The organism is Isoptericola sp. BMS4 (assembly GCF_011634835.1).
Lineage (GTDB): Bacteria > Actinomycetota > Actinomycetes > Actinomycetales > Cellulomonadaceae > Isoptericola.
Map to the genome: position 1 here is coordinate 2,413,125 of NZ_SIRP01000001.1, position 24,469 is coordinate 2,437,593.

At 74.8% G+C, this 24,469-nt stretch carries 22 protein-coding genes; 15 read left to right on the forward strand and 7 right to left on the reverse strand.

The features are described from left to right. Nucleotides 1-67: 67 nt before the first annotated feature. The 3 genes from EYB28_RS10785 to lnt all read left to right on the forward strand — a co-directional run bounded on the left by EYB28_RS10785 (nt 68) and on the right by lnt (nt 6,695). The gene (locus tag EYB28_RS10785; RefSeq protein WP_166847628.1) at nt 68-2,995 is read left to right on the forward strand and encodes an RNA helicase; all 2,928 of its coding nucleotides are present in this window, start codon (nt 68-70) and stop codon (nt 2,993-2,995) included. Between the two features lie 194 nt (nt 2,996-3,189). Next, nucleotides 3,190-4,854, forward strand: a complete 1,665-nt coding sequence (locus EYB28_RS10790; RefSeq protein WP_166847630.1) for an amidohydrolase — start codon at nt 3,190-3,192, stop codon at nt 4,852-4,854. Nucleotides 4,855-4,883: 29 nt separating this feature from the next. Beyond that, entirely contained in the window at nt 4,884-6,695 is a 1,812-nt protein-coding gene (lnt, locus tag EYB28_RS10795; protein WP_166847632.1) for an apolipoprotein N-acyltransferase, read from the forward strand. A 152-nt stretch (nt 6,696-6,847) separates the two neighbouring features. Here the strand turns inward: lnt and EYB28_RS10800 are convergent, their stop codons facing one another. Beyond that, nucleotides 6,848-7,798 carry an NADP-dependent oxidoreductase gene (locus EYB28_RS10800; RefSeq protein ID WP_205710890.1) on the reverse strand — a complete coding sequence of 317 codons (951 nt, stop codon included), beginning with the start codon at nt 7,796-7,798 and terminating at the stop codon, nt 6,848-6,850. Nucleotides 7,799-7,915: 117 nt separating this feature from the next. On the opposite strand from EYB28_RS10800, the gene EYB28_RS10805 reads away from it, so the two are divergent. Next, nucleotides 7,916-8,530, forward strand: a complete 615-nt coding sequence (locus EYB28_RS10805; RefSeq protein WP_205710891.1) for a TetR/AcrR family transcriptional regulator — start codon at nt 7,916-7,918, stop codon at nt 8,528-8,530. A gap of 69 nt (nt 8,531-8,599) precedes the next feature. Here the strand turns inward: EYB28_RS10805 and EYB28_RS10810 are convergent, their stop codons facing one another. After that, nucleotides 8,600-8,944 (reverse strand): RNA polymerase-binding protein RbpA, encoded by a 345-nt coding sequence (locus tag EYB28_RS10810; RefSeq protein ID WP_166847637.1) that lies wholly within the window; start codon nt 8,942-8,944, stop codon nt 8,600-8,602. Between the two features lie 361 nt (nt 8,945-9,305). On the opposite strand from EYB28_RS10810, the gene EYB28_RS10815 reads away from it, so the two are divergent. From EYB28_RS10815 to galE, 3 genes are all read left to right on the forward strand, one after another. After that, nucleotides 9,306-10,505: an LLM class flavin-dependent oxidoreductase gene (locus EYB28_RS10815; protein WP_166847640.1), complete on the forward strand. Its 1,200-nt coding sequence runs from the start codon at nt 9,306-9,308 to the stop codon at nt 10,503-10,505. Next, the gene (locus tag EYB28_RS10820) at nt 10,502-11,146 is read left to right on the forward strand and encodes an FMN reductase (protein ID WP_166847644.1); all 645 of its coding nucleotides are present in this window, start codon (nt 10,502-10,504) and stop codon (nt 11,144-11,146) included. Before EYB28_RS10815 ends, EYB28_RS10820 begins: the two co-directional genes overlap by 4 nt. Nucleotides 11,147-11,219: 73 nt before the next feature. Continuing rightward, nucleotides 11,220-12,242 carry a UDP-glucose 4-epimerase GalE gene (gene galE, locus EYB28_RS10825; RefSeq protein WP_166847647.1) on the forward strand — a complete coding sequence of 341 codons (1,023 nt, stop codon included), beginning with the start codon at nt 11,220-11,222 and terminating at the stop codon, nt 12,240-12,242. 6 nt (nt 12,243-12,248) lie between these two features. On the opposite strand, the gene EYB28_RS10830 is transcribed toward galE, so the two are convergent. Continuing rightward, a complete protein-coding gene (locus EYB28_RS10830) occupies nt 12,249-13,187 on the reverse strand; it encodes a chlorophyllase/cutinase-like alpha/beta fold protein (protein ID WP_166847650.1) in 939 nt (312 codons plus the stop codon). Between the two features lie 69 nt (nt 13,188-13,256). Here EYB28_RS10830 and EYB28_RS10835 point away from each other — a divergent pair, with 69 nt between their 5' ends. From EYB28_RS10835 to EYB28_RS10850, 4 genes are all read left to right on the forward strand, one after another. After that, nucleotides 13,257-13,643: a MerR family transcriptional regulator gene (locus EYB28_RS10835; protein WP_166847653.1), complete on the forward strand. Its 387-nt coding sequence runs from the start codon at nt 13,257-13,259 to the stop codon at nt 13,641-13,643. Further along, the gene (locus EYB28_RS10840) at nt 13,630-14,619 is read left to right on the forward strand and encodes a ribonuclease Z (protein ID WP_240930504.1); all 990 of its coding nucleotides are present in this window, start codon (nt 13,630-13,632) and stop codon (nt 14,617-14,619) included. The genes EYB28_RS10835 and EYB28_RS10840 overlap by 14 nt, the downstream gene beginning before the upstream one ends. A gap of 151 nt (nt 14,620-14,770) precedes the next feature. Beyond that, entirely contained in the window at nt 14,771-15,253 is a 483-nt protein-coding gene (locus EYB28_RS10845; protein WP_166847656.1) for an Rrf2 family transcriptional regulator, read from the forward strand. Beyond that, a complete protein-coding gene (locus EYB28_RS10850; protein WP_166847659.1) occupies nt 15,250-15,666 on the forward strand; it encodes a nuclear transport factor 2 family protein in 417 nt (138 codons plus the stop codon). Before EYB28_RS10845 ends, EYB28_RS10850 begins: the two co-directional genes overlap by 4 nt. A 61-nt stretch (nt 15,667-15,727) precedes the next feature. Here the strand turns inward: EYB28_RS10850 and ald are convergent, their stop codons facing one another. Beyond that, entirely contained in the window at nt 15,728-16,840 is a 1,113-nt protein-coding gene (ald, locus tag EYB28_RS10855; RefSeq protein WP_166847662.1) for an alanine dehydrogenase, read from the reverse strand. Nucleotides 16,841-16,995: 155 nt separating this feature from the next. Between ald and EYB28_RS10860 the strand changes: the two genes are divergently transcribed. After that, a complete protein-coding gene (locus tag EYB28_RS10860; RefSeq protein WP_166847665.1) occupies nt 16,996-17,547 on the forward strand; it encodes an Lrp/AsnC family transcriptional regulator in 552 nt (183 codons plus the stop codon). Nucleotides 17,548-17,609: 62 nt separating this feature from the next. On the opposite strand, the gene EYB28_RS10865 is transcribed toward EYB28_RS10860, so the two are convergent. Genes EYB28_RS10865 through EYB28_RS10875 form a run of 3 tightly spaced genes read right to left on the reverse strand, consistent with a single transcriptional unit; the run spans nt 17,610 to nt 19,914 of the window. After that, nucleotides 17,610-18,500, reverse strand: coding sequence for an alpha/beta fold hydrolase (locus EYB28_RS10865; RefSeq protein ID WP_166847668.1), 891 nt, complete (start codon nt 18,498-18,500; stop codon nt 17,610-17,612). Nucleotides 18,501-18,558: 58 nt separating this feature from the next. After that, nucleotides 18,559-19,047, reverse strand: coding sequence for a GNAT family N-acetyltransferase (locus tag EYB28_RS10870; RefSeq protein WP_166847671.1), 489 nt, complete (start codon nt 19,045-19,047; stop codon nt 18,559-18,561). Nucleotides 19,048-19,098: 51 nt separating this feature from the next. Continuing rightward, entirely contained in the window at nt 19,099-19,914 is an 816-nt protein-coding gene (locus EYB28_RS10875) for an alpha/beta fold hydrolase (protein WP_166847674.1), read from the reverse strand. A 127-nt stretch (nt 19,915-20,041) separates the two neighbouring features. Here EYB28_RS10875 and EYB28_RS10880 point away from each other — a divergent pair, with 127 nt between their 5' ends. The 3 genes from EYB28_RS10880 to ppdK all read left to right on the forward strand — a co-directional run bounded on the left by EYB28_RS10880 (nt 20,042) and on the right by ppdK (nt 24,434). Then, entirely contained in the window at nt 20,042-20,542 is a 501-nt protein-coding gene (locus tag EYB28_RS10880) for a DinB family protein (protein ID WP_166852185.1), read from the forward strand. Between the two features lie 38 nt (nt 20,543-20,580). Next, the gene (locus tag EYB28_RS10885; RefSeq protein ID WP_166847677.1) at nt 20,581-21,606 is read left to right on the forward strand and encodes an LLM class flavin-dependent oxidoreductase; all 1,026 of its coding nucleotides are present in this window, start codon (nt 20,581-20,583) and stop codon (nt 21,604-21,606) included. 113 nt (nt 21,607-21,719) lie between these two features. Then, nucleotides 21,720-24,434, forward strand: coding sequence for a pyruvate, phosphate dikinase (gene ppdK, locus EYB28_RS10890; RefSeq protein ID WP_166847679.1), 2,715 nt, complete (start codon nt 21,720-21,722; stop codon nt 24,432-24,434). Nucleotides 24,435-24,469: the final 35 nt, after the last annotated feature.

Below are 24,469 nucleotides of genomic sequence, written 5' to 3' on the forward strand. Positions count from 1 at the left end.
GGCCACACAGGACCACGCAGGACCACACCGGCACGGCGCCGTGGCCGACGGCCCGTAGGCTGACGGCATGACCTCCGCAGCACGCCCCGAGCACCACTCCCAGGAGGGCAGCCCCGCCGAACGGTACGCGGCCTCCCGCGCGCGCTCCGCCCGCGACCGCGCCGCCGCCACCGGCGAGCTGGGCCGCTTCCGCCGCGTGCTGGACTTCGAGCTCGACCCGTTCCAGGCCGACGCCTGCGCCGCCCTCGAGGACGGCCGCGGCGTGCTGGTCGCCGCGCCCACCGGCGCCGGGAAGACGGTCGTGGGCGAGTTCGCCGTCCACCTGGCGCTGGCCCGGGGTGGCAAGGCGTTCTACACCACGCCGATCAAGGCGCTGAGCAACCAGAAGTTCACCGACCTCGTCGCGCGGCACGGCGCCGAGAACGTCGGACTGCTCACCGGGGACACGTCGATCAACGCCGGCGCCCCGGTGGTGGTCATGACCACCGAGGTGCTGCGCAACATGCTGTACGCGGGCTCGAGCGCGCTCGACGGTCTGGCGTACGTCGTCATGGACGAGGTGCACTACCTCGCGGACCGGTTCCGCGGGCCGGTGTGGGAGGAGGTCATCATCCACCTGCCCGACCACGTGCAGCTCGTGTCGCTGTCCGCGACCGTGTCGAACGCCGAGGAGTTCGGCGACTGGCTCGCGACGGTGCGCGGCGACACCGCCGTCGTCGTCTCGGAGCACCGGCCGGTGCCGCTGTGGCAGCACGTCATCGTCTCGCCCAGCGAGCCGCGGGCCGTGCCGCGCCTCATGGACCTGTACGCCGGGCACGTCGACCCGACCTCCCCGGGCACCAACCCGCCGATCAACCCGGACCTGCAGCAGGTGTTCCGCGTCTCGGGCCGGGCCGGGAACCAGGGCGGCGGGCACGAGCGGCACGGGCACCGGGGGCGCGGCGACCGCGGGTACCGGGGCCGTGGCGGGCGCCGCCCGGCGCGCGGTGCCTCGCTGGTGCCGACGCGGCGCACACCGCGCCGGTTCGCCGTCGTCGACGCCCTGGACGCCGACGCGCTCCTGCCGGCGATCTACTTCATCTTCTCCCGCGCGGGCTGCGACGGTGCCGTGCAGCAGTGCCTGCAGGCGGGGCTGCGGCTGACGGACGCCGAGGAGGAGGCGACGATCCGGCGGGTGGTGGAGGAGCGCACCGCGGCCATCCCGCCGGAGGACCTCGAGGTGCTCGGCTACTGGACGTGGGCCGAGTCGCTGGCCCGCGGGATCGCCGCCCACCACGCCGGCCTGCTGCCCGTGTTCAAGGAGACGGTCGAGGAGCTGTTCGCGCGCGGGCTCGTCAAGGTCGTGTTCGCGACGGAGACGCTCGCGCTCGGCATCAACATGCCCGCCCGGTCCGTGGTGCTGGAGAAGCTCGTCAAGTGGGACGGCACGGCGCACCAGGCGATCACGCCGGGGGAGTACACCCAGCTCACGGGCCGCGCGGGCCGGCGCGGCATCGACGTCGAGGGGCACGCCGTCGTCGTCGACCACAACGGCCTGGACCCGGTGGCCCTCGCCGGACTGGCGTCCAAGCGCCTGTACCCGCTGCGCTCGAGCTTTCGCCCCACGTACAACATGGCGGTCAACCTCGTGGCGCAGGTGGGCCGGGAGCGGGCGCGCGACGTCCTGGAGACGAGCTTCGCGCAGTTCCAGGCCGACCGCGGGGTGGTGGGTCTGGCCAAGCAGGCGCAGGCGCACGCCGAGGCCATGGAGGGCTACGCGGGCGCGATGGAGTGCGACCGCGGCGACTTCGCCGACTACATGGGGCTGCGCCGCGCGATCTCCGACCGGGAGAAAGAGCTGTCGCGGGCCGCGTCCGGGGCGCGCCGCGCGGAGGCCGTCGCGTCGTTCGAGGCGCTGCGCCGCGGCGACGTCGTCGAGGTGCCCAGCGGCCGGCGGCGCGGGTACGTCGTGATCCTCGACCCGGGCCGCGGCGAGGGCGGCTTCGACGGACCACGACCCACCGTCCTGACGCAGGAGAAGCAGGTCAAGAAGCTCACGCTCGCCGACGCGCCCGGCGGGGTGCGGACCGTGACGACGGTGCGCATCCCCAAGTCGTTCAACCCCCGACGGCCCGACCAGCGCCGCGACCTCGCCTCCTCGATGCGCAACGCGCTCGGCGCGTTCCGCGACGACGCCGGCACCGGGCGCGACCACCGGGGCCGACGCGACACGACGAGGAACGCCGGCGACGCCGCGTCCGACGCGGAGCTGGCGCGGCTGCGCAAGGCGCTGCGGGCCCACCCGTGCCACTCGTGCCCCGAGCGGGACGACCACGCCCGCTGGGCGGAGCGCTGGGAGCGGCTGCGGCGCGAGCACGACCAGCTCGTGCGTCGCGTCGAGGGCCGCACCGGCACGATCGCGCGCACGTTCGACCGCACCTGCGAGGTCCTCGCCCGGCTGGGGTACCTCGCCCAGGACGACGACCGCCCCGACGACGGGCTGCGGGTGACCGACGACGGGCGCTGGCTGCGCCGCCTCTACGCCGAGGACGACCTGCTGATGGCCGAGTGCCTGCGCCGCGGCACCTGGGACGCCCTCGACCCGGCCGGCCTGGCCGCGGCGGTCTCGACCGTCGTCTTCTCGGGACGGCGCGAGGAGGCGTCCGAGCCCGCCGTGCCGAGCGGACCGCAGGGTCGCCTCGTGGCCGCCCTGGACGACACCGCCCGCGTGTGGTCGGACGTCACCGGCCTGGAGGCCGAGCACGGGCTGGAGGTGACCGGGCCGCTCGACCTCGGCCTGGTGGCACCGGTGCACCGGTGGGCCTCCGGGCGCGGCCTCGACGCCGTGCTGCGTGGCACCGACGTCGCCCCCGGCGACTTCGTGCGCTGGTGCAAGCAGATCGTCGACGTGCTCGACCAGCTCGCGTCCGCGGCGCCGCGCCCCGCCCTGCGGTCCACCGCGCGCAAGGCGCAGCAGGCCGTGCTGCGCGGGGTGGTCGCCTACTCCAGCCTCTGACCGACCACGACGTCCCCGGCAGGCTCCAGCCTCTGACCGACCACGACGTGACCGACCACGACGTCCCCGGCAGGCTCCAGCCTCTGACCGACCACGACGTCCCCGGCAGGCCCGGGGGTGCGCTCGCCGGCGTGTGAAGGGTGCGGGGGCGATCGGTGCGTTCGGTGGCGATCGTGTGCCCTACAGTGCTGGTCGTGACCTCCATCCTGTACCGCAACGGTGTCGTGCACTCGGCCGCCGACCCCTTCGCCGAGGCGATCCTCGTCGACGACGGGGTCGTGGCGTGGCTCGGGGCGGAGGACACCGCCGCCGGGCTCGCGGCCCGCGCCGACCGCGTCGTGGACCTCGACGGCGCGCTCGTCGCCCCCGGGTTCGTCGACTCCCACGCCCACGTCCTCGAGACGGGCCTGGCGATGGAGTCCGTCGACCTCACCGCCGCCGGGGGAGTGACGTCGCTCGCGGCCGCGCTCGACACCCTCGCCGCTGGCGCCCGCGACCTCGCGGCCACCGACCCCGCGGGCGAGGAGGTGCTCCTCGCCTTCGGCTGGGACGAGCAGGCGTGGCCCGAGCGCCGAGCACCCCGCCGCGAGGAGCTCGACGCCGCCGCCGGCGGGCGGGCCGTGTACGCGGCGCGCGTCGACGGGCACTCGGCGGTCGTCTCGAGCGAGCTGGCGCGCCGCGTCGGCCTGCCCACCGGGCCGGGCACCGACCCCGGCGGCGTCGTGACGGGCGAGGCGCTGCGCGCCGTGGCGCGCGCCGTGCGTGAGGTCACCCCCGCGCGGCGCACCCGCGCCTACCGGGCCGCCCTGGAGCGGGCCGCCCGCCTCGGCATCGTCTCCCTGCACGAGATGAGCGAGCCCGCCAACGACACCCGGGACGGGCTGCGCGAGCTCGTGTCCCTCACCGCCGACCCCGCCGGCGGGCTGCCCCACGTGGCCGCCTACCGAGGCGAGCTGTGCGCCACCGAGGACGAGGCCCGCCAGCTCCTCGCCGAGCTCCCGTTCCTCACGGGGATCGCCGGGGACGTGTGCGTCGACGGGTCCCTCGGCTCGCGCACCGCCGCGCTGCGCCTGCCCTACGCCGACGTGCTGCCCGGGCCCGGCGGGGCCGTGTCCACGGGGAACCTGTTCCTGTCCGGCGAGGAGATCGCCGCCCACCTGGCCGCCTGCTCCGCCGCCGGCACCCAGGGCGGGTTCCACGTCATCGGCGACCGTGCGATGGACGAGGTGGTGCGCGGCCTGGAGCTCGCCGCGGCCGAGCACGGCCCCGCGGCGCTGCGCGGCGGGCACCACCGCCTCGAGCACGCCCTGTTCGTCGACGCGTCCGCGCTGGCGGCGCTCCTGCAGTACGGGGTGGCGCTGTCGGTGCAGCCCGCGTTCGACTCGACGTTCGGCGGCAGCCACGGCATGTACGCCGCACGGCTCGGGGTCGCGCGGGCCGCCAACCTGTCGCCCTTCGCCGACCTCGCCGGCGCGGGCGTGCCGCTCGCGTTCGGCTCCGACAGCCCCGTGACCCCGCTCGACCCGTGGCAGGGCGTGCGCGCCACCCTCACCCACGAGGACACCACGCAGCGCATCTCGGCCCGCTCCGCGTTCCGCGCCCACACCCGTGGCGGGTGGCGGCTCGCGGGCCTCGACCACACCGGCGCCGGGGAGCTGCGCGTCGGCGCGCCCGCCCACCTGGCCGTGTGGCGCGCCGAACAGCTCGCCGTGCAGTCCGCGCAGGGGCGCCTGTCGCAGTGGAACCCCGAGGCGCGGGCCGGGCAGCCGCTGCTGCCCGACCTGTCCGCCGACGCCGCCGAGCCGGAGTGCCTGCACACGATGCGCGACGGCGTCGTGCTGCACGACACCTTCGCCTGAGTGCCGCTGCCGTCACGTAATCTGCGGGAGTGACGTCGTCCACCCTCCCGACCCCCGCGCCGGACACCGAACCCGGCCCCGGCGGCCCGCGCCGCACCGGGGGGACCGCACCGTCGGCGCCGTCCGCGTCGTCCGCTGCCTCCCGTTCCGACCGGTGGGCCTCGCGACCCGCCACGCTGCTCCTCGCCGTCGCCTCGGGCGCGGCGCTGTGGGCCGCGTTCCCCGACGTCGGGGCCTGGCCGCTGGCGTTCGTCGGTGTGGGCCTGCTGTTCGCGGCGCTGCGCCGTGACGGCCGGCGGGCCGCCGGCTGGAACACGCTCGTGGGCCTGGTCGCCGGCCTGACGTTCTGGCTGCCGCACATCTGGTGGGCGAACTTCGCCACCGACACGGTGCCGTGGGTCGCGCTGTCCGTGCTCGAGGCGGCGTTCCTCGCCGCGTTCGGCGCCCTGTGGACCTGGGCGCGCCGCTGGCGGTGGGTGCGGCGCGGCGTCGCGACGCAGACCGTCGCGTTCACCGTCCTGTTCGTCGCCGTGGAGCAGTGGCGCTCGGAGATCCCCTTCGGCGGCTTCCCCTGGGGGCGGCTCGCGTGGACGGTCGCCGGCGCGCCCACCGGCCGCGCCGCCTGGCTCGGGTCCACCACGCTGGTGTCCCTGCTGGTCGCCGCGGCGGGGGTGCTCCTCGCGCTGGCCGTCGGGCGCCTGCTGCGCGCCCGGCGCGGCGGCACGGCGGCACGACGCGCGGTCGCGAGCGCCGTGGCGTCCGTCGCGGCGGCGGCCGCCCTCGTGCTGGGCCCGTGGCTGCTGCCCCTGGCGACGGCGCCGGGGACGCGCGAGGTCACCGACGCCGCGGACCCGGGGCACGTCGGCACCGTGGTCGACGCGGGCACCGGGACCGCGGAGGACGGCGTGCTGCGGGTCGGGGCCGTGCAGGGCAACGTGTCCGAGCCGGGCGACGGGGCGTTCGCGAACCGTGCGGAGGTGCTGAACAACCACCTGGCGGGGACCGAGGACATCGCGCGGGAGCAGGAGGCGGGGGAGTACGGCGGGTCGCCGGACGACGCGGTGGACGTCGTCCTGTGGCCGGAGAACGGTTCCGACCTGGACCCGCAGGAGTCGCCGGCCGTCGGGGCAGCGATCGACGCCGCCGCCCGGGACGTGGGCGCGCCGATCCTCGTGGGGGCCCAGGAGTACCCCGAGTCCGGGGGCCGGTACAACGTGGCGCTGCTGTGGGAGCCGGGCCAGGGCGTGACGGACCGGTACGCGAAGCAGCACCCGGCGCCGTTCGGCGAGTACATCCCGCTGCGGGACTTCGTGCGGATCTTCAGTGCCCAGGTGGACCGGGTGTCCACCGACATGATCGCCGGCACCGAGCCGGCGGTCGTCGACCTGCCGGTCGACGGGACGGACGTCGGGCGGGCGGCGGGGCGCACGACGGTGCCGCTGGCGACGGTGATCTGCTTCGAGGTGGCCTACGACGAGATCGTGCGTGACGCGGTGCGGCGTGGCGCCCAGGTGCTGGTGGTGCCGACCAACAACGCCTCCTTCGGGTTCACCGCGGAGTCGACGCAGCAGCTCGCGATGACGCGGCTGCAGGCGATCACGACGGGTCGTGCGGCGGTGCAGATCTCGACGGTGGGGGTCAGCGGTGTCGTGGCGCCGGACGGCACGCTCGTGGCGCGGACCCGGCTGTTCACGCCGGACCACCTGGTGGCGGACCTGCCCCTGCGCACGGAGCTGACCCCGGCGGTGCGGGCGGGCTACTGGCCCGGGTGGGGCGTGGGGGCCGCGGCGGTGGTGCTGGTGGTCGGCGGGCTCGTGGCGGGCCTGCGGCGCCGGGACTGACGTCCCCCCGCCTGGTCGTCACTGCCTGGTCGTCACTGCCCGGTCGTCACTGCCCGGTCGTCACTGCCCGGTCGTCACTGCCCGATCGTCACTGCCCGATCGTCACTGCCCGATCGTCAGTCCCCTCGGCACCCGGCCGCATGGCGCGCCGCTCACGGTGTCACGACGATCTTGCCTCGTACCCCGCCGCGTTCGAGCATGCGGTGCGCCTTCGCGATGTCGTCCATCGCGAGCCGAGCGCTGACCACCGGTGTGATCGTGCCGTCGTCGACCATCGCGGAGAGCTCCTCCAGCTCCTTGCGGGAGGGGTCGTTGCTGAACGCGCTGACTCGGGTGCGCCGATCGAGGCTGCCCGTCGCCACCCACAGGGCGGACCGGACCGGTCGGGTGGGGTCCAGGGCGAGCGGGACGAGGGTTCCTCCTCGCTCGAGCCGTTCGCGCACGCTCGCCAGACGGGTGCCGACCAGGTCGAGGACGACGTCGAACCGCCCCAGGTCCTGCACCTGGGTCGCGCGGTGGTCGACGGCCTCGGCCGCGCCCAGCTCGCGCAGCCGTGGGAGGTGCTCGCCCCCGGCGAGCGCGGTGACGTGCGCGCCGAGGGCGGCGCCGAGCTGCACGGCGATCACGCCCACGCCGCCGCCGGCGCCGCGGACCAGCAGGCGGCGTCCCGGGCGCAGGCGCACCCGTCGGGTCAGTGCGTGGAGCGCGGTGGTGCCGGAGGCCGGCAGCGCGGCGGCCTCCTGGGCCGGGACGGACCGGGGGGCCGGGGAGAGGCGTTCCTGGGGCACGACGACCTCCTCCGCCACGGCCCCGAAGGTGCCGTGCGGCATCACGCCCCACACGGGATCGCCGACGCCCGTGCGGGTCACGGACGCTCCGACCTGGGCGACGGTCCCGACGAAGTCGACGCCTGTCCCCGCCGGCAGACGTTGACGCAGCACGTGGCGCAGCCGGCCGGCGCGGATGGGAACCTCTCCGCCGCCGACGGCGGCCGCGGACACCCGGACCCGCACGTCGGTGGGACCCACCGGCGGGAGCGGGACGCCGTCGACGACGGTCAGCACGTCGGGCCCTCCGTACCGGTCGTAGCGGGCTGCGCGCATGATGCCTCCTCCTCGGGCGGGGAAGACCCCGCCGGGCGTGGGGGTTCGCACCGGTGGATACCGGTGCACGAGGAGCACAACCTGGGCCCGCCGGTCCCTGATCCCCGCGACGAGGAAGTGAGACACGACGTGGTCGACGACGCGCAGAACGGAACGACGGCCGTGCCTCGGGCGCTGCGGCAGGACGCAGGGCGCAACCGGCGCCGTCTTCTCGGTGCCGCTCGGGAGGCGTTCCGCGAGCGCGGACTGGACGCGACCGTGCGGCACGTGGCCCTCCGCGCCGGCGTCTCGGTGGCGACCTTCCACCGCCGCTTCGATGGCCGTGACGCGCTCGTCACGGACGTGGCCGAGCAGACGGTGGACGAGCTGTCGACCGCCTTCGCGGACCTGGCCGAGACGGCTCCGGCCGACGACGCCCTCGAGCGCGCCCTGCGGATCGTCGCCGCCGAGCAGGTGGCCACGCGTGCGTGCGCACCCGACCACCGAGAACGTTTCCCGCAGGAGGCGCGGGCCCTCGACGAGGTGCTGCACCGCGAGCTGTACCGGCTCCTGGCCGGGGCGCAGGACGAGGGGCGGGTCGTGGCGGCGCTCACCCGCCAGGACCTGCGTCTGGCCACCACGGCCGTCGCCGCGGCCGCGGAGGCCGAAGCGGAGGCCGGGCGTGCCGGTCAGGCGGCGCAGCGCACGGTGACGCACTTCATGCGGTCGTTCCGTGGCCCTCGCGCGCGATGACGGCGCTGGACACGCCACAGGGCGGGCACCCTCCACGGGTGCCCGCCCTGTGGCGGCGCGTGGTCGACGTCAGGCGCTGCGGCGCAGCTTGCCGGCGCGCAGGAGCTGGAGCCGCTCGTCGAGGAGCTCCTCGAGCTCGGAGACGGTGCGACGCTCGAGCAGCATGTCCCAGTGGGTGCGCTGGGGCTTGCCGGCCTTGGGCTCGGGCTTCTCGGCGTCGCGCAGGAGCGCCTCCTCGCCGCAGCGGCACTCCCACACGGGCGGGACCTCCGCCTCGGTGGAGAAGGGCAGGATGATGGTGTGGCCGTTGGGGCAGTCGTAGTGCGCCTGGAACCGCGGGGCGAAGTCGACGCCCTCGTCGGACTCCATGCTCTTGCTGCCGATGCTCATGCCGCGCAGGGACCGGTCGGGCATGTCGTCCTCCTGAGGTCGTTCGAGATGGGGCCTGGGGATCCAACGCGGGCCGCGGTGCCGTTGTTCCGCGGGCACGTGAAGGTCCGGTGAAGCGAGGTCCGGGGCGGCCCGGCGGGTGCGGGACTCGTGGTCGTCTCCCTGCCGGGCGCAGCGGTGCTGTACCAGGCTGGCCAGTCCGCGCGACGTACGCAACTCGAACCGCTGCCCGGGGCGGGGATTGTGCGGGACGTCACGCCGTGCGGGGCGCCGGTCGGGAACAATGGGCGCGTCGACCCGGTTGAGCCACCTACATGCAAACGCATGGAGTTCGTCCCGCGAGAGCGGGCCGACGAGGCAGCGACGACCAGCAGGGAGCACCGCCGTGCAGTTCGGAATCTTCTCCGTCAGCGACGTCACCACCGACCCCACGACGGGCCGCACCCCCGACGACACCGAGCGCGTGCGCAACATGCTCACCATCGCCCGGCACGCCGACGAGGCGGGGCTCGACGTCTTCGCCACCGGCGAGCACCACAACCCGCCGTTCGTGGCGTCCAGCCCCACGACGATGCTCGGCTACCTGGCCGGGGTGACTCAGCACATCACCCTGTCGACCGCGACGACGCTGATCACCACGAACGACCCGGTGCGCCTGGCCGAGGAGTACGCGATGCTCCAGGTGATCGCCGACGGGCGCATGGACCTCATGATGGGCCGCGGCAACACCGGCCCGGTCTACCCGTGGTTCGGCCAGGACATCCGCAACGGCATCCCGCTGGCCGTCGAGAACTACGCGCTGCTGCGCCGCCTGTGGACCGAGGACGTCGTCGACTGGGAGGGCAAGTTCCGCACCCCGCTGCAGGGCTTCACCTCCACGCCCCGCCCGCTGGACGGCGTGCCGCCCTTCGTGTGGCACGGCTCGATCCGCAGCCCCGAGATCGCCGAGCAGGCCGCGTATTACGGCGACGGGTTCCTGCACAACAACATCTTCTGGCCCATGCACCACACGCGGCAGATGGTGCGGTTCTACCGCCAGCGCTTCGAGCACTACGGCCACGGGCGCGCCGACCAGGCGATCGTCGGCCTGGGCGGGCAGGTCTTCATGCGCAAGAGCTCCCAGGACGCCTGGAACGAGTTCCGTCCCTACTTCGACGAGGCGCCGGTCTACGGGCACGGCCCCTCGATGGAGGACTTCACGCAGCAGACGCCGCTCACGGTCGGCTCCCCGCAGCAGGTGATCGACCGGTACGCCTCCTTCGTCGACGAGGTCGGGTACTACCAGCGCCAGATGTTCCTCGTCGACCACGCGGGCCTGCCGCTCAAGACCGTCCTGGAGCAGATCGACATCCTGGCCGAGGACGTGGTGCCCGAGCTGCGCCGCATCGTCGAGGCCAAGCGGCCTGCGGACGACGTCCCGCTGAATCCGCCGTCGCACGCCGAGCGCGTCGCCGCGGCCCGCGCGTCGGGAGAGATGGGCGTCACCCACGTCGGCGACTCGGTCGACCCGTACACCGGTACTGTTGCCGAAGGCACCCAGCCCGTCACGTCGTCGCGCACGGCAGCGCAGGAGGCACGCGCATGACCACCACCAGCAACGGCACCGACCCGGGCCGCACGCTCGCCGTCGTCTCGGCCGGCCTGTCCCAGCCGTCGTCGACCCGGCTGCTCGCCGACCGGCTCGCCGACGCCACGGTGCGCGACCTCGAGGACCGCGGGCACACCGTGCGCGTGGAGACCGTCGAGCTGCGCGACCTCGCCCACGCCGTCGTCGACGCGATGCTGACGCGGTTCCCGGCCGGCGACCTGGCGGGCGCGCTGGAGGCCGTGACCGGCGCGGACGGCGTGATCGCCGTGACGCCCGTGTTCACCACGAGCTACTCCGGGCTGTTCAAGTCGTTCTGGGACGTGGTGGACCCCGACGCGCTCACGGGCATGCCCGTGCTGCTGGGCGCGACGGGCGGCACCGCCCGCCACTCCCTGGCGCTGGAGTACGCCATGCGGCCGCTGTTCACCTACCTGCGCGCCGACGTCGTGCCCACGTCCGTGTTCGCCGCCACCGACGACTGGGCGGCGAGCGCCGACGACCCGGGCGCGGGGCTGCCGCGGCGCATCTCCCGTGCGGGCCGTGAGCTCGCCGCCCGGGTGGCGGAGCGACCCGGCGAGGGGCCGGCGGACCCGTTCGCCGCGACGCCGAGCTTCACCGAGCTGCTCGGCGGCAGCTGACGCCCGGTCGCGGCGGCGCGGGGCCGGTGCACGGCCGGTCCGCGCCGCCGCCGGCCTCCCATAGGCTGGGGCCATGCGCGTTCTGGTCTCCGGCGGTGCCGGGTACATCGGGTCCCACACCGTCCTCAAGCTCATCGCCTCCGGGCACGACGTCGTCGTGGTCGACGACTTCTCGAACAGCAAGCCGACGGTCGTGGGCCGTCTGGAGTCGCTGTCCGGGACGCACGTGCCGGTGCACTCGTTCGACCTGACGGACGTCGACAAGACCGAGCGGCTGTTCGCGCACGAGCAGATCGACGCGGTCGTGCACTTCGCCGGCCTCAAGGCGGTCGGGGAGTCGGTGACGAAGCCGATCGAGTACTACCGCAACAACATCGACTCGACGCTGTCTCTGCTCGCGGCGATGCAGCGGCACGGTGTGCACCGGCTGGTGTTCTCCTCCTCGGCGACGGTGTACGGGGAGAACGCGCCGGTGCCGTACTCCGAGGACTACGAGCACCTGTCGTCCTCCTCGCCGTACGGGCAGACGAAGGTCATGATCGAGCGGATCATGACGGACGTCGCCGCGGCGAGCGACGGGTTGCGGGTGGCGCTGCTGCGGTACTTCAACCCGGTGGGGGCGCACCCGTCGGGGCAGATCGGGGAGGACCCGCAGGGCATCCCGAACAACCTCATGCCGTTCATCGCGCAGGTGGCGGTGGGCCGCCGGGAGAAGCTGACGGTGTTCGGCGACGACTACCCGACGGCGGACGGCACGTGCGAGCGCGACTACCTGCACGTGGAGGACCTGGCGGCCGGGCACGTCGCGGCGCTGGAGCACCTGGACGACATGGTGACGCCGGTGCGGGCGTTCAACCTGGGCACGGGGACCGGGACCTCGGTGCTGGCGATGCTCAAGGCGTTCGAGCGCGCGGTGGGGCGCGAGCTGCCGTACGAGGTGGGCCCGCGCCGCGCGGGTGACCTGGCGGCGTTCTGGGCCGACCCGTCGCGGGCGAACGACGAGCTCGGGTGGCGTGCCGTCAAGACGATCGACGACATGTGCGCGGACACGTGGCGGTGGCAGTCCGCGAACCCGCAGGGGTTCCCCGACGCCTGAGGGACGTCACTTCGACTCGAGCCGGCCGAGCGGGTGGGTCCCGCCGGTTAGCGCAGCCTTCGCCGTCTCCCACCCGCGCTGGTCCTCGCCGGTGACGTGCTGCAGGTAGGTCAGGGTGACCTGCTGGACCAGTGCGAGGCGGTCGGGGTCCTCGTCGGTCGTCTCGGCGGCCCCGTATCCGGCGATGCCGCCGAGCGAGTGCTGGCCCCCGTGGACGGTCAGGAGGCTCTTGCCGCCACCGGCGAGGGTGTACGGGTCGCGGGTCCAGGCGGTCCCGCGGGTGGACAGGGGGAGCTCGTCGGCGTCGCCGGCGACGACCAGCCCCGGCCTGGTGACGGCGGAGAAGTCCTGGCCGCGCAGCCAGGGCGCGTGCTCGAGGGCGAACGGGGTCAGCTCGTCGCCGCTTCCGGCGGTGGCGAGCTGGACGCTCGCCATGACCCGCGGGTCGGACAGGTCCTCGGCGACGCCGGTGAGGGGGTCGGTGACGAGGAGCCCCACGAGGACGCCGGCGGTCTGGCCGCCGAACGAGTGCCCCGCGGCCACGATCCGGTCGTGGTCCGCCCGCCCCGCCAGCCCGGGGACGGCCGCCTCCAGGGTGTCGAGCTGGTCGAGGATCCGCGTCATGTCGTGCACGCGATCCCGCCACAGGCGGGGCCGGCGGCGCGTGTCCGCGAAGACGTCGTGGCGGGCGGAGTCGAGGTGGGTGGCCTGGACGACGACGAACCCGTGGGAGGCCCAGTGGTCGACCAGCGGCGCGTAGCCGTCCAGGTGCGAGCCGAACCCGTGGGCGAAGAGCACGAAGGGCAGTCGGGTGCCGGTGACCGGGGCGGTGACGCGGACCGGCAGGTCGGTGTCCCGTCCGGGCGCGCGCAGCACGATCGGCTTGACGGACACGGTCGGGGTCGCGGGGGTGCGGGAGAAGTCGGTGGTCCGTGGAGAGGTCATGCCGGTACGCTAGAACCTGACGTTGACGTCAGGTGCAAGGAGTCGTGATGAGGGTCACCCGGAGGTGTCGTGCGCGTCGGTGAGCTCGCCGCCCGGACAGGAGTCAGCGTGCGGGCGCTGCGCTACTACGAGGAGCAGGGCCTGCTGACGGCCGGGCGCAGCCCGGGCGGCCAGCGCCACTACGCCCGTGGCGCGGTGGACCGGGTCGTGCTGATTCAACGCCTCTACGCCGCCGGCCTGTCGAGCCGGACGATCGCGGAGCTCCTGCCGTGCGTGGTCGACGGGCGCGCCACCCCTGACCTGCTGCGGCGGCTGCAGACCGAGCGCGACCGCCTCGAGGGCCGCATCCGCGACCTCCTCGAGGTGCGCGACAGCCTGGACGGCGTCATCGGCGCCGCGGCGGCCAACGAACGCACCGGTGCGCCGTGCGAGCGCAGCACCCGTGTCTCGCCGTGAGCTCGTCGTGCTCGGCACGGCGAGCATGGTGCCGACCCGGGCGCGCAACCACAACGGGTACGTGCTCTTCTTCGACGACACGGCGGTGCTGTTCGACCCGGGCGAGGGTACGCAGCGGCAGATGACGCTGGCGGGCGTCTCGGCGACCGACCTGACGCGGGTCGCGATCACGCACCTGCACGGCGACCACTCGCTGGGGCTGGCGGGGGTGGTGCAGCGCCTGTCGGGGGACCGGGTGCGGCACACGGTGCCGATCTCGTTCCCGGCGGAGGGAGAGCCGTTCGTGCGGCACCTGCTGGAGGCGAGCGCGTACGACCACGCCGAGCGGGTGGTGCTGCAGCCGGTGCACGCGGATCCCGGAGACGGCGAGGCAGCGGGCCCCGCGGTGCCCGTGGAGCGGGTGGCGGGGGAGCGGGGCGCCGCCGTCGGTGCGCCACGACTCTCGGCCCGGGCCCTGGACCACCGGGTCCCCACGGTCGGGTACCGGCTCGACGAGCCGGACGGCCGGTCGTTCGACCCGCGCGCCCTCGCGCAGGCCGGGGTCGCCCCGGGCCCCCAGGTGGGCCGCCTGGCACGCGAGGGCAGCCTGGTGCTGCCGGACGGGCGCACCGTGCGCGCCCACGACCTCAGCGTGCGCCGGCCCGGCCAGTCCGTCGCGTTCGTCATGGACACCCGCCTGTGCGACGCCGTGTACGCCCTGGCCGACGGGGTGGACCTGCTCGTCGTGGAGTCCACCTTCTTGCACCGCGACGTCGACCTCGCCGCCCGGTGGGCGCACCTGACCTGCCGCCAGGCGGCCCTGGTGGCCCGCGCGTGCGGGGTGCGTCACCTGGTGCTCACGCACTTCTCGCAGCGCTACCGCGTACCGGCCGAGCTGCCCGACGCGTTCGAGGCCGAGGCGCGCGAGGTGTTCGACGGCGACGTGACGGTGGCGTCCGACCTCGACCGCGTGCCTCTGCCGCCCCGCCGTCGCTGACGAGCGCTGCCCCGGGACGTCTCGGCCCGTGCTCGTCCGGTCGCGACGAGCGCATCGCGCCCGCGTCGTCGCCGTCGCTACCGTCGCCACCGGCCTGCGTCGTCACTGTTACGGTTACAACGATGGGCGTTCGAGGGGAGCGAGGTCCGACGTGAGCGCCAACAGCAGACTGACCGTCGCCGCGCACGCCCTCACGTGGATCGGGCTGTATCAGCGTCGCGGTCATGGGGTCGCGACCTCGGAGCAGATCGCCACCAGCGTCAACACGAACCCGGTGGTGATCCGCCGCCTCCTGGCCGATCTGCGCAAGGCCGGCCTCGCCGACTCACGGCGAGGCACGGGGGCGGGCTGGCTGCTCTCCCGGGACCTGACGGAGATCACGCTGCTCGACGTCCATGACGCGATCACCACCGGACCGGTCTTCGCCCTGCACCGCTCGACGCCCGACCAGGACTGCGTCGTGGGCCACGGTATCGGGCCGGCGCTGGCCTCCGTCTACGCGGAAGCCGAGGCCGCTGTCCGCGGAACCTTGGCGAGAACCACTCTGGAGGACGTCCTGCGGGACGTCCTCGCCGCCCAGATCGCGCCACGCTCGCACCCACCCGTATCCGAGAGACAAGGACACGCCTCATGACCACGGACACGCAGACCTCACGAGCGGTGGCCGAGCAGTTCGTCGAGCGGCTCGGCAGGCAGGACCAGGACGGTATCCAGGAGCTGTTCGCAGCCGACGTCGACTGGTACGTGCCCGGCGACGACTCGCTGCCCTGGACCGGTCGCCGCACCCGCCGCGAGGACGTCGCGCCCTACTTCACGGCGATGTGGCCGCACTTCGTCCCCGGCGAGAGCGAGATCGTCCTGGAGCGGGTCGTCGTCGACGGAGGTGACGTGATGCTGCTGGGGGTCTTCACGCACACCGCCGCCAGCACCGGCAGGGCGTTCACCACCCCGTCGGCGATGCACCTGGTGGTCGAGGACGGCGAGATCGTCCGCATGCACCTCTACGAGGACACGCTGGCCGTAGCCCGGGCGTTCACCGGCGCCTGAGGGTGCTCCACGTGGCACGCCGCCCCGCCACCACGACGGGACAGGCCTGGTCGGACTCGGGTCAGAGGAGGTCGACGACGTCCACGTGATCGAGGGAGTGCGCCTCGGCGACGCCGCGGTTGGTGACCTGCCCGTCGTGGGTGTTGAGGCCGCGCGCCAGGCCGGTGTCGCGGCGCAGCGCCTCGCGCCAGCCGGCGTCGGCGAGCTGCAGCGTGTACGGCAGGGTGACGTTCGTCAGCGCGTGGGTGGACGTGTGCGGCACCGCGCCGGGCATGTTCGCCACGCAGTAGAACACCGAGGAGTGCACGCCGAACGTGGGGTCCGTGTGCGTGGTCGGGCGCGAGTCCTCGAAGCAGCCGCCCTGGTCGATCGCGACGTCCACGAGGACGGAGCCGGGCCGCATGCGGGAGACCAGCTCGTTGGACACGAGCACGGGCGCCTTGGCGCCGGGCACGAGGACGGCGCCGATCACCAGGTCGGCGTCGAGCACGGCCCGCTCCAGGGTCAGGGTGTTCGACGCGAGGGTCTCCACGCGCGGCCCGAGCTCCTGGTCGGCGGCGCGCAGCACGTCGATGTTCTTGTCCAGCAGCGTGACCCGGGCGCCGAGGCCGACGGCGACGCGGGCGGCGTTCATGCCGGACACGCCGGCGCCGATGATCACCACGTGTCCCGGGGCGACGCCGGGCACCCCGCCCAGCAGCAGCCCGCGCCCGCCCTGGGCGCGCAGCAGCGTCTCCGCGCCGACCTGCGGGGCCAGGCGCCCCGCCACCTCCGACATCGGGGCCAGCAGCGGCAGCCGGCCGTCGGGCAGCTGCACGGTCTCGTAGGCGACGGCGGTGACCCGGCGGCCGAGCAGCTCCTCGGTGAGCGCCTTGTCGGCGGCCAGGTGCAGGTACGTGAACAGGACCTGCCCGGGACGCATGCGCTCGTACTCGGACGCGACCGGCTCCTTGACCTTCAGGATCATCTCGCCGGTCTCCCACACCTCCTCGGCGGTGGGCACGATCGTGGCTCCCGCCGCCGCGAGCTCGGAGTCCGTGAGGGACGAGCCGACACCCGCGCCGGCCTGCACGCGCACGTCGTGGCCCCGCACCGTGAGCTCGTGCACCCCGGCCGGGGTGATCGCCACCCGGTGCTCGTTGTCCTTGACTTCCTTCGGCACGCCGATGCGCATGTGAGTCCGCCTTCGTGGCTCGTGGCTCATGGTCGCGGCTGGTCACCGCCGACCGTCGTCTGAGGGTGCGGGTCTGTGACCCCGCTCACCTCCAGTGTGAGGTACTTCTTCGCCATGACGCCAGGAAACCGACGATCCTTCGGTAGATTCGCCCCATGGCACGACGATCACCAGCGGCCGGGGGCGCGGGGCCGGTCCGTCCGAAGGATGTTCGCCACTTCGACGCCTGGGGGCTGGAACGCCGCACCGCCGCGACGGTGCGGCTCGACGACGTCGACCACCGCCTGCTGGCAGCGCTCGCGGAGGACGCACGCATCCCGAACAACGCGCTGGCCGCGAAGGCGGGCATCGCCCCGTCGACCTGCCTGGCGCGGGTGCGGCGACTGCGCGACGAGGGCGTGATCCGCGGCTTCCACGCCGACATCGACCCGGCCCGCTCCGGGCACCCGCTGCAGGCGATGATCGCCGTGCAGCTGCGCGGCGAGGCCCGCACCCGCCTGAGCGCCTACCTGCAGCGCCTCGCCGAGCTTCCCGGCGTGCTGCACGTGTTCCTGCTCGGCGGCGTGCACGACTTCCAGGTGCACGTGGCCGCGCCGGACTCCGACGCCCTGAACGAGTTCGTCATCGAGCACCTGTCCACCGACCCGGACGTGGCCCTGACCGAGACGAACCTCATCTTCCAGCACGCCCGCGCGGGCTGGTACTGACGCGCTGCCCGCCGGGCCGTCGGGTCGTCGGGTCGTCGGGTCGTCGGGTCGTCGGAGGACCGTCAGCGGCGCGCCGCGAGCCAGGCGTGCAGCTCGGTGGCGAGGCGCACCGGGGCGTCCAGCTGGATCAGGTGCCCCGCGCCGGGCACCAGACGCACGTCGGCGTCGGGCAGGGCGGCGGCGAGCCGCGCGGCGCGGTCGACGGGGATCCAGGTGTCCTGCGTGCCCCACAGCACGCGCGCCGGCACGTCGAGCCGCCCCAGCAGGGGCTCGACCTCGGCGGTGTACCGCTCGTCGGCCTGCGCGATCTGACGGTAGAACGCCGCCTGCCCCTGCTCGCCGGTCCACGGCGCCACGAGCGCGGCGAGGTCGTCGGGCCGCAGCCCGCGGTGGCTGGCCGTGGCGACGTACGCCTCCAGGGAACCGCGGTGCACCGCGGGCGGCGACGACGCGAACACCGGCGCGTTGTCCCGCACCAGCGAGAAGAACGGCGACCCCCAGGGGCGCAGCGCCACCACGTCCACCAGGCACAGCGACGCGTAGGCGGCGCCGTGCAGCAGCGCCGCGCGCAGCGACACCGCCCCGCCGTAGTCGTGCGCCACCACGTGCGGTTGCCCGGTGCCGCGCGCGAGGCCCCAGTGCGCCAGCAGGTCGGCGAACAGCTCCCCCTGGACTCCGAGGTCCACGTCGTGCGCCGGGTCCTTCGAGGACGCGCCGTAACCGGGCATGTCCCACAGGTGCACGGTGAACTCGCCCGCCAGGGCGCGGGCGTACGGCGCCCACAGCCAGGACGACCACGGCGTGCCGTGGCAGAACACGAGCGGCGGCCCGGACCCGAACGCCGTCCACGCGACGTCCCGCCCGCGCCAGGAGAACCGCCGGTCCAGGACCACGGTGTCGTCGTGTCCCACAGGGGTGGCATCGTCGTCGCGCACAGGAGGGGAGTCCGTCATGCCCCGCAGCGTACGGGCGGGCTCCCACACCGCCGAGCGGCGCGGACAGCGTCGCGGGTCAGGCCGAAGCGCCGACGAGGATCGTCGGCGCGGGCAGCGGGAGCGTCATGAAGACGCTGTGCGGGTCGGCGACGTAGCCGCCGAACGGGCCACACTCGGTGAACCCGTGCCGGGCGTACAGGCGCCGCGCGGGGGCGAAGAATTCCTGCGACCCGGTCTCCAGGCTCACCCGCGCGTACCCGCGCTCCGTCGCGAGGTCGAGCAGGTGGGCCAGCACCGCGGTGGCGACCCCGCGGCCGCGGGCCGCCCGCGCCGTGCGCATCGACTTCAGCTCCCCGAGGCCGGGCCCGGCCTCGGCCAGGGCGCCGGCCCCCAGCAGCGTCCCGTCCTCGCGCGCCGTGACGAACGTGATCCCGGGCGCGGCCAGGCGGGTGTCGTCCAGCGCGTGCACGGACTCCGGGGGAGAGGTCGCGAACATGTCGGCGAGGTGCTCGGTGAGCAGGGCGCGGACGTCCGCGCGGGCGGGGGAGTCGGGGGCGACGATCACCCGCGGATCATCCCGCGCCGAGGTGTCGGGCGTGTTTCGTCGCCCGCCGAGTCAGGGGGCGTGCACGGCAGGGTCGTCGCGCAGCACGTCGAGCAGGAACGCCTGGACGGCGTCGGGGCGCTCCAGCGCGGGCAGGTGCCCGGCCCACGACAGCACGGTCAGCTCCGCGCCCGGCACGGTCGCGGCGACGTGCTCGGCGCACGCGGTCAGCATGTCCATGTCGTGCGCGCCCGCCACGACGTGCGTCGGCACGTGGATCGCGGCCAGGTCGCCGTCGTCCAGGGGCACGGGGCGCGGACCCGGTTCCGGGTGCCCGGCGTCGGTCGCGGCGGCGTCGGCGGCGAGCTGGACGTCGAAGGCCCGCCGCTGCATGGCCGCGAGCGCCTCGGCCGCGGCGGGCGTGGCCTCGGGGCCGAGCCAGGTGTCGACGTTGAGCCGGACGGCTCCGTCGACGTCGCCGGCGGCGAGGAGGCGGTGCTCCTCGGCGTCGAAGGCGTCGGAGTCGGGGGTGTCGGGCACGCCGGGCGCGGCGGGGCACAGGAGCACGAGCTCGCGCACCCGCTCGGGGTGCGTGGTGACGAGCTCGAGGGCGACCTTGCCGCCGAACGAGGCGCCCACGACGACGGCGTCGGGGATGCCCGCGGCGTCGAGGAGCGCGACCAGGTCGCCGGCGTTGGTGTACTCCTCCCCGGCCTGGGCGCCGGCCGGCAGCGGGGAGTCGCCGAAACCGCGCAGGTCGGGGCGGACGACGCGGAAGGCGTGGGCGAGGGACGGCGCGAGGTCGTCCCACATGCGGCGGTCGGCGACCCCCGCGTGCAGCAGGAGCACCGCGGTGCCGTGGCCGTCGTCGTCGTGGGCGAGGATCATGGCGTCAGGCTAGTCGTTCGGCAGGCGCCGGCAGGCGCAGGAGACGTGGCACGGGTCCGCGCCGTACGCTTGCACGGTGCCGACCGACCCCGCCGTGCCGACCGACTCCGCGCCCACCGGTCCCGCCGTGCCGACGGACCCGGGCTCCCTGTCCGCGACGGTGCGTTCCGCGCCGGTCCGCGCGCAGCTCGATGCGTTCCTCGACGAGCACCGTCGTCATCTGGCCGCGTGCCTGGACGGGCTGAGCGAGGAGGAGGCCTGCCGCCGGTTGGTGCCTTCGCGCACCACGCTGCTGGGGTTGGTCAAGCACGCGACGTTCGTCGAGCAGGTGTGGTTCGACGAGGCGATCACCTGCCGTTCGAGGGCCGAGATCGGGATCCCCGCCACGCCGGACGAGTCGTTCGTGCTGGACGACGGTGACACGGTGGCGTCGGTGGGGCGGGCGTACGAGTCGGTGTGCTCGGCCTCCCGGGCGCGGGTGGCGGGGATCGAGCTGGACGACCTGGTGCACGGCAACCGGCGGGGCCCGATGCCGCTGCGCTGGGTGTACCTGCACGTGCTGCGCGAGCTGGCGCAGCACGGTGGGCACGCCGACATCCTGCGCGAGCAGGTGCTGGCCGGACGCTGAGGTGGGAATGCCGGGCCGCGCGCGTGGTTGACGCCGGTGTGAAGCACATCGGATTCCTGTCCTTCGGCCACTGGACGCCGCACCCGTCGTCGGCGACGCGGTCGGCGGCGGACGCGTTGACGCAGTCGATCGAGCTGGCCGAGGCGGCCGAGGAGCTGGGTGCGGACGGCGCCTACTTCCGGGTGCACCACTTCGCCCGCCAGCTCGCGTCGCCGTTCCCGCTGCTGGCCGCGGTGGGGGCGCGCACGAGCCGGATCGAGATCGGCACCGCCGTCATCGACATGCGGTACGAGAACCCCCTGTACATGGCGGAGGATGCCGGGGCGGCAGATCTCATCGCGGGCGGGCGGTTGCAGCTCGGCATCTCGCGCGGGTCACCCGAGCAGGTGATCGACGGGTTCCGCCACTTCGGGCACGTGCCGCGCACCGGGGAGTCGGACGCGGACATGGCGCGCCGGCACACGGCCCGCTTCCTGGAGCTGCTGGGCGGCGAGGGGTTCGCCGAGCCGAACCCGCGCCCGATGTTCCCCAACCCGCCCGGGCTGCTGCGGGTGGAGCCGCACTCGGACGGGCTGCGCGAGCGCGTGTGGTGGGGCGCGGGCACGCGGGCGACGGCGGAGTGGACGGCCGCCCAGGGGATGAACCTCATGAGCTCCACGCTGCTCACGGAGGACACGGGGGTGCCGTTCCACCGGCTGCAGGCCGAGCAGATCCAGCGGTACCGCGACGCGTGGGCCCGCACGTGGGGGCCGGACGCCCGCACGCCGCGGGTGTCGGTCTCGCGCAGCGTCTTCCCGATCACGGACGAGCGCGACCGCGCCTACTTCGGCATGGAGGCCGCCAGCACGGACCAGGTCGGCGTGCTGGAGGGCGTGCGGGCCCGGTTCGGCAAGACGTACGCGGGCGAGGTCGACGACGTCGTCGCCGACCTGGGCCGCGACGAGGCGGTGGCCGCCGCGGACACCCTGCTGCTCACGGTGCCGAACCAGCTCGGCGTGGAGTACAACGCGCACGTCATGGAGAACGTGGTCGCGCACGTGGCGCCCGCGCTCGGCTGGCGCTGAGGCGCCGCCGGCGCACCGGGGCAGCCACCGTGCGCGGTTGCCGGCCCGGGCCGCCCGGCTAGCGTGGGAGCACCGGGTGTGCCCGCCCGCGGCCACCCGCCGGTGGTGGTCACATGCCCAGGTACGTCTACCGCTTCGACGAGGGCGGCAAGGACCAGAAGGACCTGCTCGGCGGCAAGGGCGCCAACCTCGCGGAGATGACGCGCCTCGGCTTGCCCGTGCCGCCCGGGTTCACGATCAGCACGGACGCGTGCCGCGAGTTCATGCGCACGGGCCGGGTGCCGCCGTCGGTGCGCGTCGAGGTGACCACCGCGCTGCGGGACGTCGAGGACGCCCTCGGGCGCCGCCTGGGCGACCCGGACGACCCGCTGCTCGTCTCGGTGCGCTCCGGGGCGAAGTTCTCCATGCCCGGCATGATGGACACGGTACTCAACGTCGGCCTCACCGACGCCACCCTGCCGGGCCTGGCGGCCGCCGCCGGCGACGAGCGGTTCGCCTGGGACTCCTACCGCCGCCTCATCCAGATGTTCGGCACCACCGTGCTCGGGGTCGACGCCGGCCGCTTCACCGCCGCGCTGGAGGCGGCCGAGGCCGCCGCCGGGGCAGGCACCGACGTCGACCTGGACACCGCCGCGCTGCGCGACCTCGTCGCCACCTTCCGGGACATCGTGCGCGACGCCACGGGCCGCGACTTCCCGCGGGACCCCCGCGAGCAGCTCGACCTGGCCATCGCGGCGGTGTTCGGGTCCTGGGACACCGAGCGGGCCCGCCTGTACCGGCGCCGCGAGCGCATCGGCCACGACCTCGGCACCGCCGTGAACGTCGTGGCGATGGTGTTCGGCAACCTCGGAGACGACTCCGGCACCGGGGTGGCGTTCACCCGCGACCCGGCCACGGGCCGTCCCGGCGCCTACGGCGACTACCTGCCCGACGCGCAGGGCGAGGACGTGGTCGCCGGGGTGCGCAACACCCTCACCCTCGACGACCTGCGCGAGCGCGACCCCGCCTCCCACCGGGCGCTCGAGACCGCGATGCGGCGCCTGGAGACGCACTACCGCGACCTGTGCGACATCGAGTTCACGATCGAGCGCGGCCGGCTGTGGCTGCTGCAGACCCGCGTCGGCAAGCGCACCGCCGCGGCCGCGTTCCGCATCGCCGTCGCCCTGGTCGACGAGGGCCTCATCACGACCGACGAGGCCCTCGCCCGCGTCAGCGGCGACCAGCTCTCCGCCCTGCTGTTCGGGCAGTTCGACCCGGCCGCCGCCCGCGCCCTGCTCACCCGCGGCGTCGGGGCCTCCCCGGGGGCCGCCGTCGGCGAGATCGCCCTCGACGACGACCGGGCCGTCGCACGCGCCGACGCCGGCGCCGACGTGATCCTCGTGCGACGCGAGACCACCCCCGACGACCTCGCGGGCATGATCGCCGCCACCGGCATCCTCACCGCCCGCGGCGGCAAGACGTCCCACGCCGCCGTCGTCGCCCGCGGCATGGGCACCTGCGCCGTCGTCGGCGCCGAGCAGGTCGAGATCGACACCGCCGCCGGCCAGGTGCGCGTCGGCGACCGCGTGCTGCACCCCGGCGACGTGATCTCCCTGGACGGCGCCACCGGCGAGGTGTTCGACGGCGCCGTGGCGGTCGTCGACTCACCCGTCGCCCGGTACGTCGCCGACGGCCTGGACGCCGGGCTCGACGCCGCGGGCGACGACGCCGCCATCGCCGAGCTCGTGCGGGCCGTGCACCGCCTGCTCACGCACGCCGACTCCCGGCGCCGCCTGCGGGTGCGCGCCAACGCCGACACCGCCGACGACGCCGCCCGGGCCCGCGCCCGCGGCGCGCAGGGCGTCGGCCTGTGCCGCACCGAGCACCAGTTCCTCGGCGAGCGCCGCCGCCACCTCGAACGCGTCGTCCTTGCCACCGACGACGCGGAGCGCACCGCCGCCCTGGACGCCCTGCTGCCGCTGCAGCGCGCCGACTTCGCCGCCCTGCTGGAGGCCACGGACGGCCAGCCGACCACGATCCGGCTGCTCGACCCGCCGCTGCACGAGTTCCTGCCCGACCTGACGGACCTGTCGGTGCGGGTGGCGCTCGCGGCCGAGCGCGGGCGCCCCGACCCGCACGACGAGCGGCTGCTCGCCGCGGTGCGCCGCATGCACGAGACCAACCCGATGCTGGGGCTGCGCGGCGTGCGGCTCGGGCTGACCGTGCCCGGCCTGTTCGCCCTGCAGGTCCGGGCGGTCGCCGAGGCGGCGCTCGCGCTGCGCCGCGCGGGCCGCGACCCGCGCCCGGAGATCATGGTGCCGCTCGTCGGGTCCGCCCGCGAGCTGCACCTGGTGCGCGCGGAGGTCGAGCGGGTCCTCGCCGAGGTCTGCGGTCCGGAGCGCCTCGACGTGCCCGTGGGCTGCATGATCGAGCTGCCGCGCGCGGCGCTCACCGCCGCCCGGGTCGCCGGCGAGGCCGACTTCTTCTCCTTCGGCACCAACGACCTCACCCAGACCACGTGGGGTTTCTCCCGCGACGACGTCGAGGGCGCGTTCTTCGCCACGTACCTCGACAACGGGGTCCTCACGGTGTCGCCGTTCGAGACGATCGACGCCGACGGTGTGGGCGCGCTCGTGCGCGCGGGCGTCGACGGCGGCCGGTCGGTCAAGCCGGGGCTGTCCTGCGGCGTGTGCGGCGAGCACGGGGGAGACCCCGAGTCCATCCGGTTCTTCCACGACGTCGGCCTGGACTACGTGTCGTGCTCGCCGTTCCGCGTCCCGGTGGCGCGCCTGGAGGCCGGGCGGGCCGCAGTGCTGGCACCGGGTGGCGACGCCGACGCGACCGCGTGACCGTGCCAGCGTGCGTCACCGCTCGGCCCGCGACG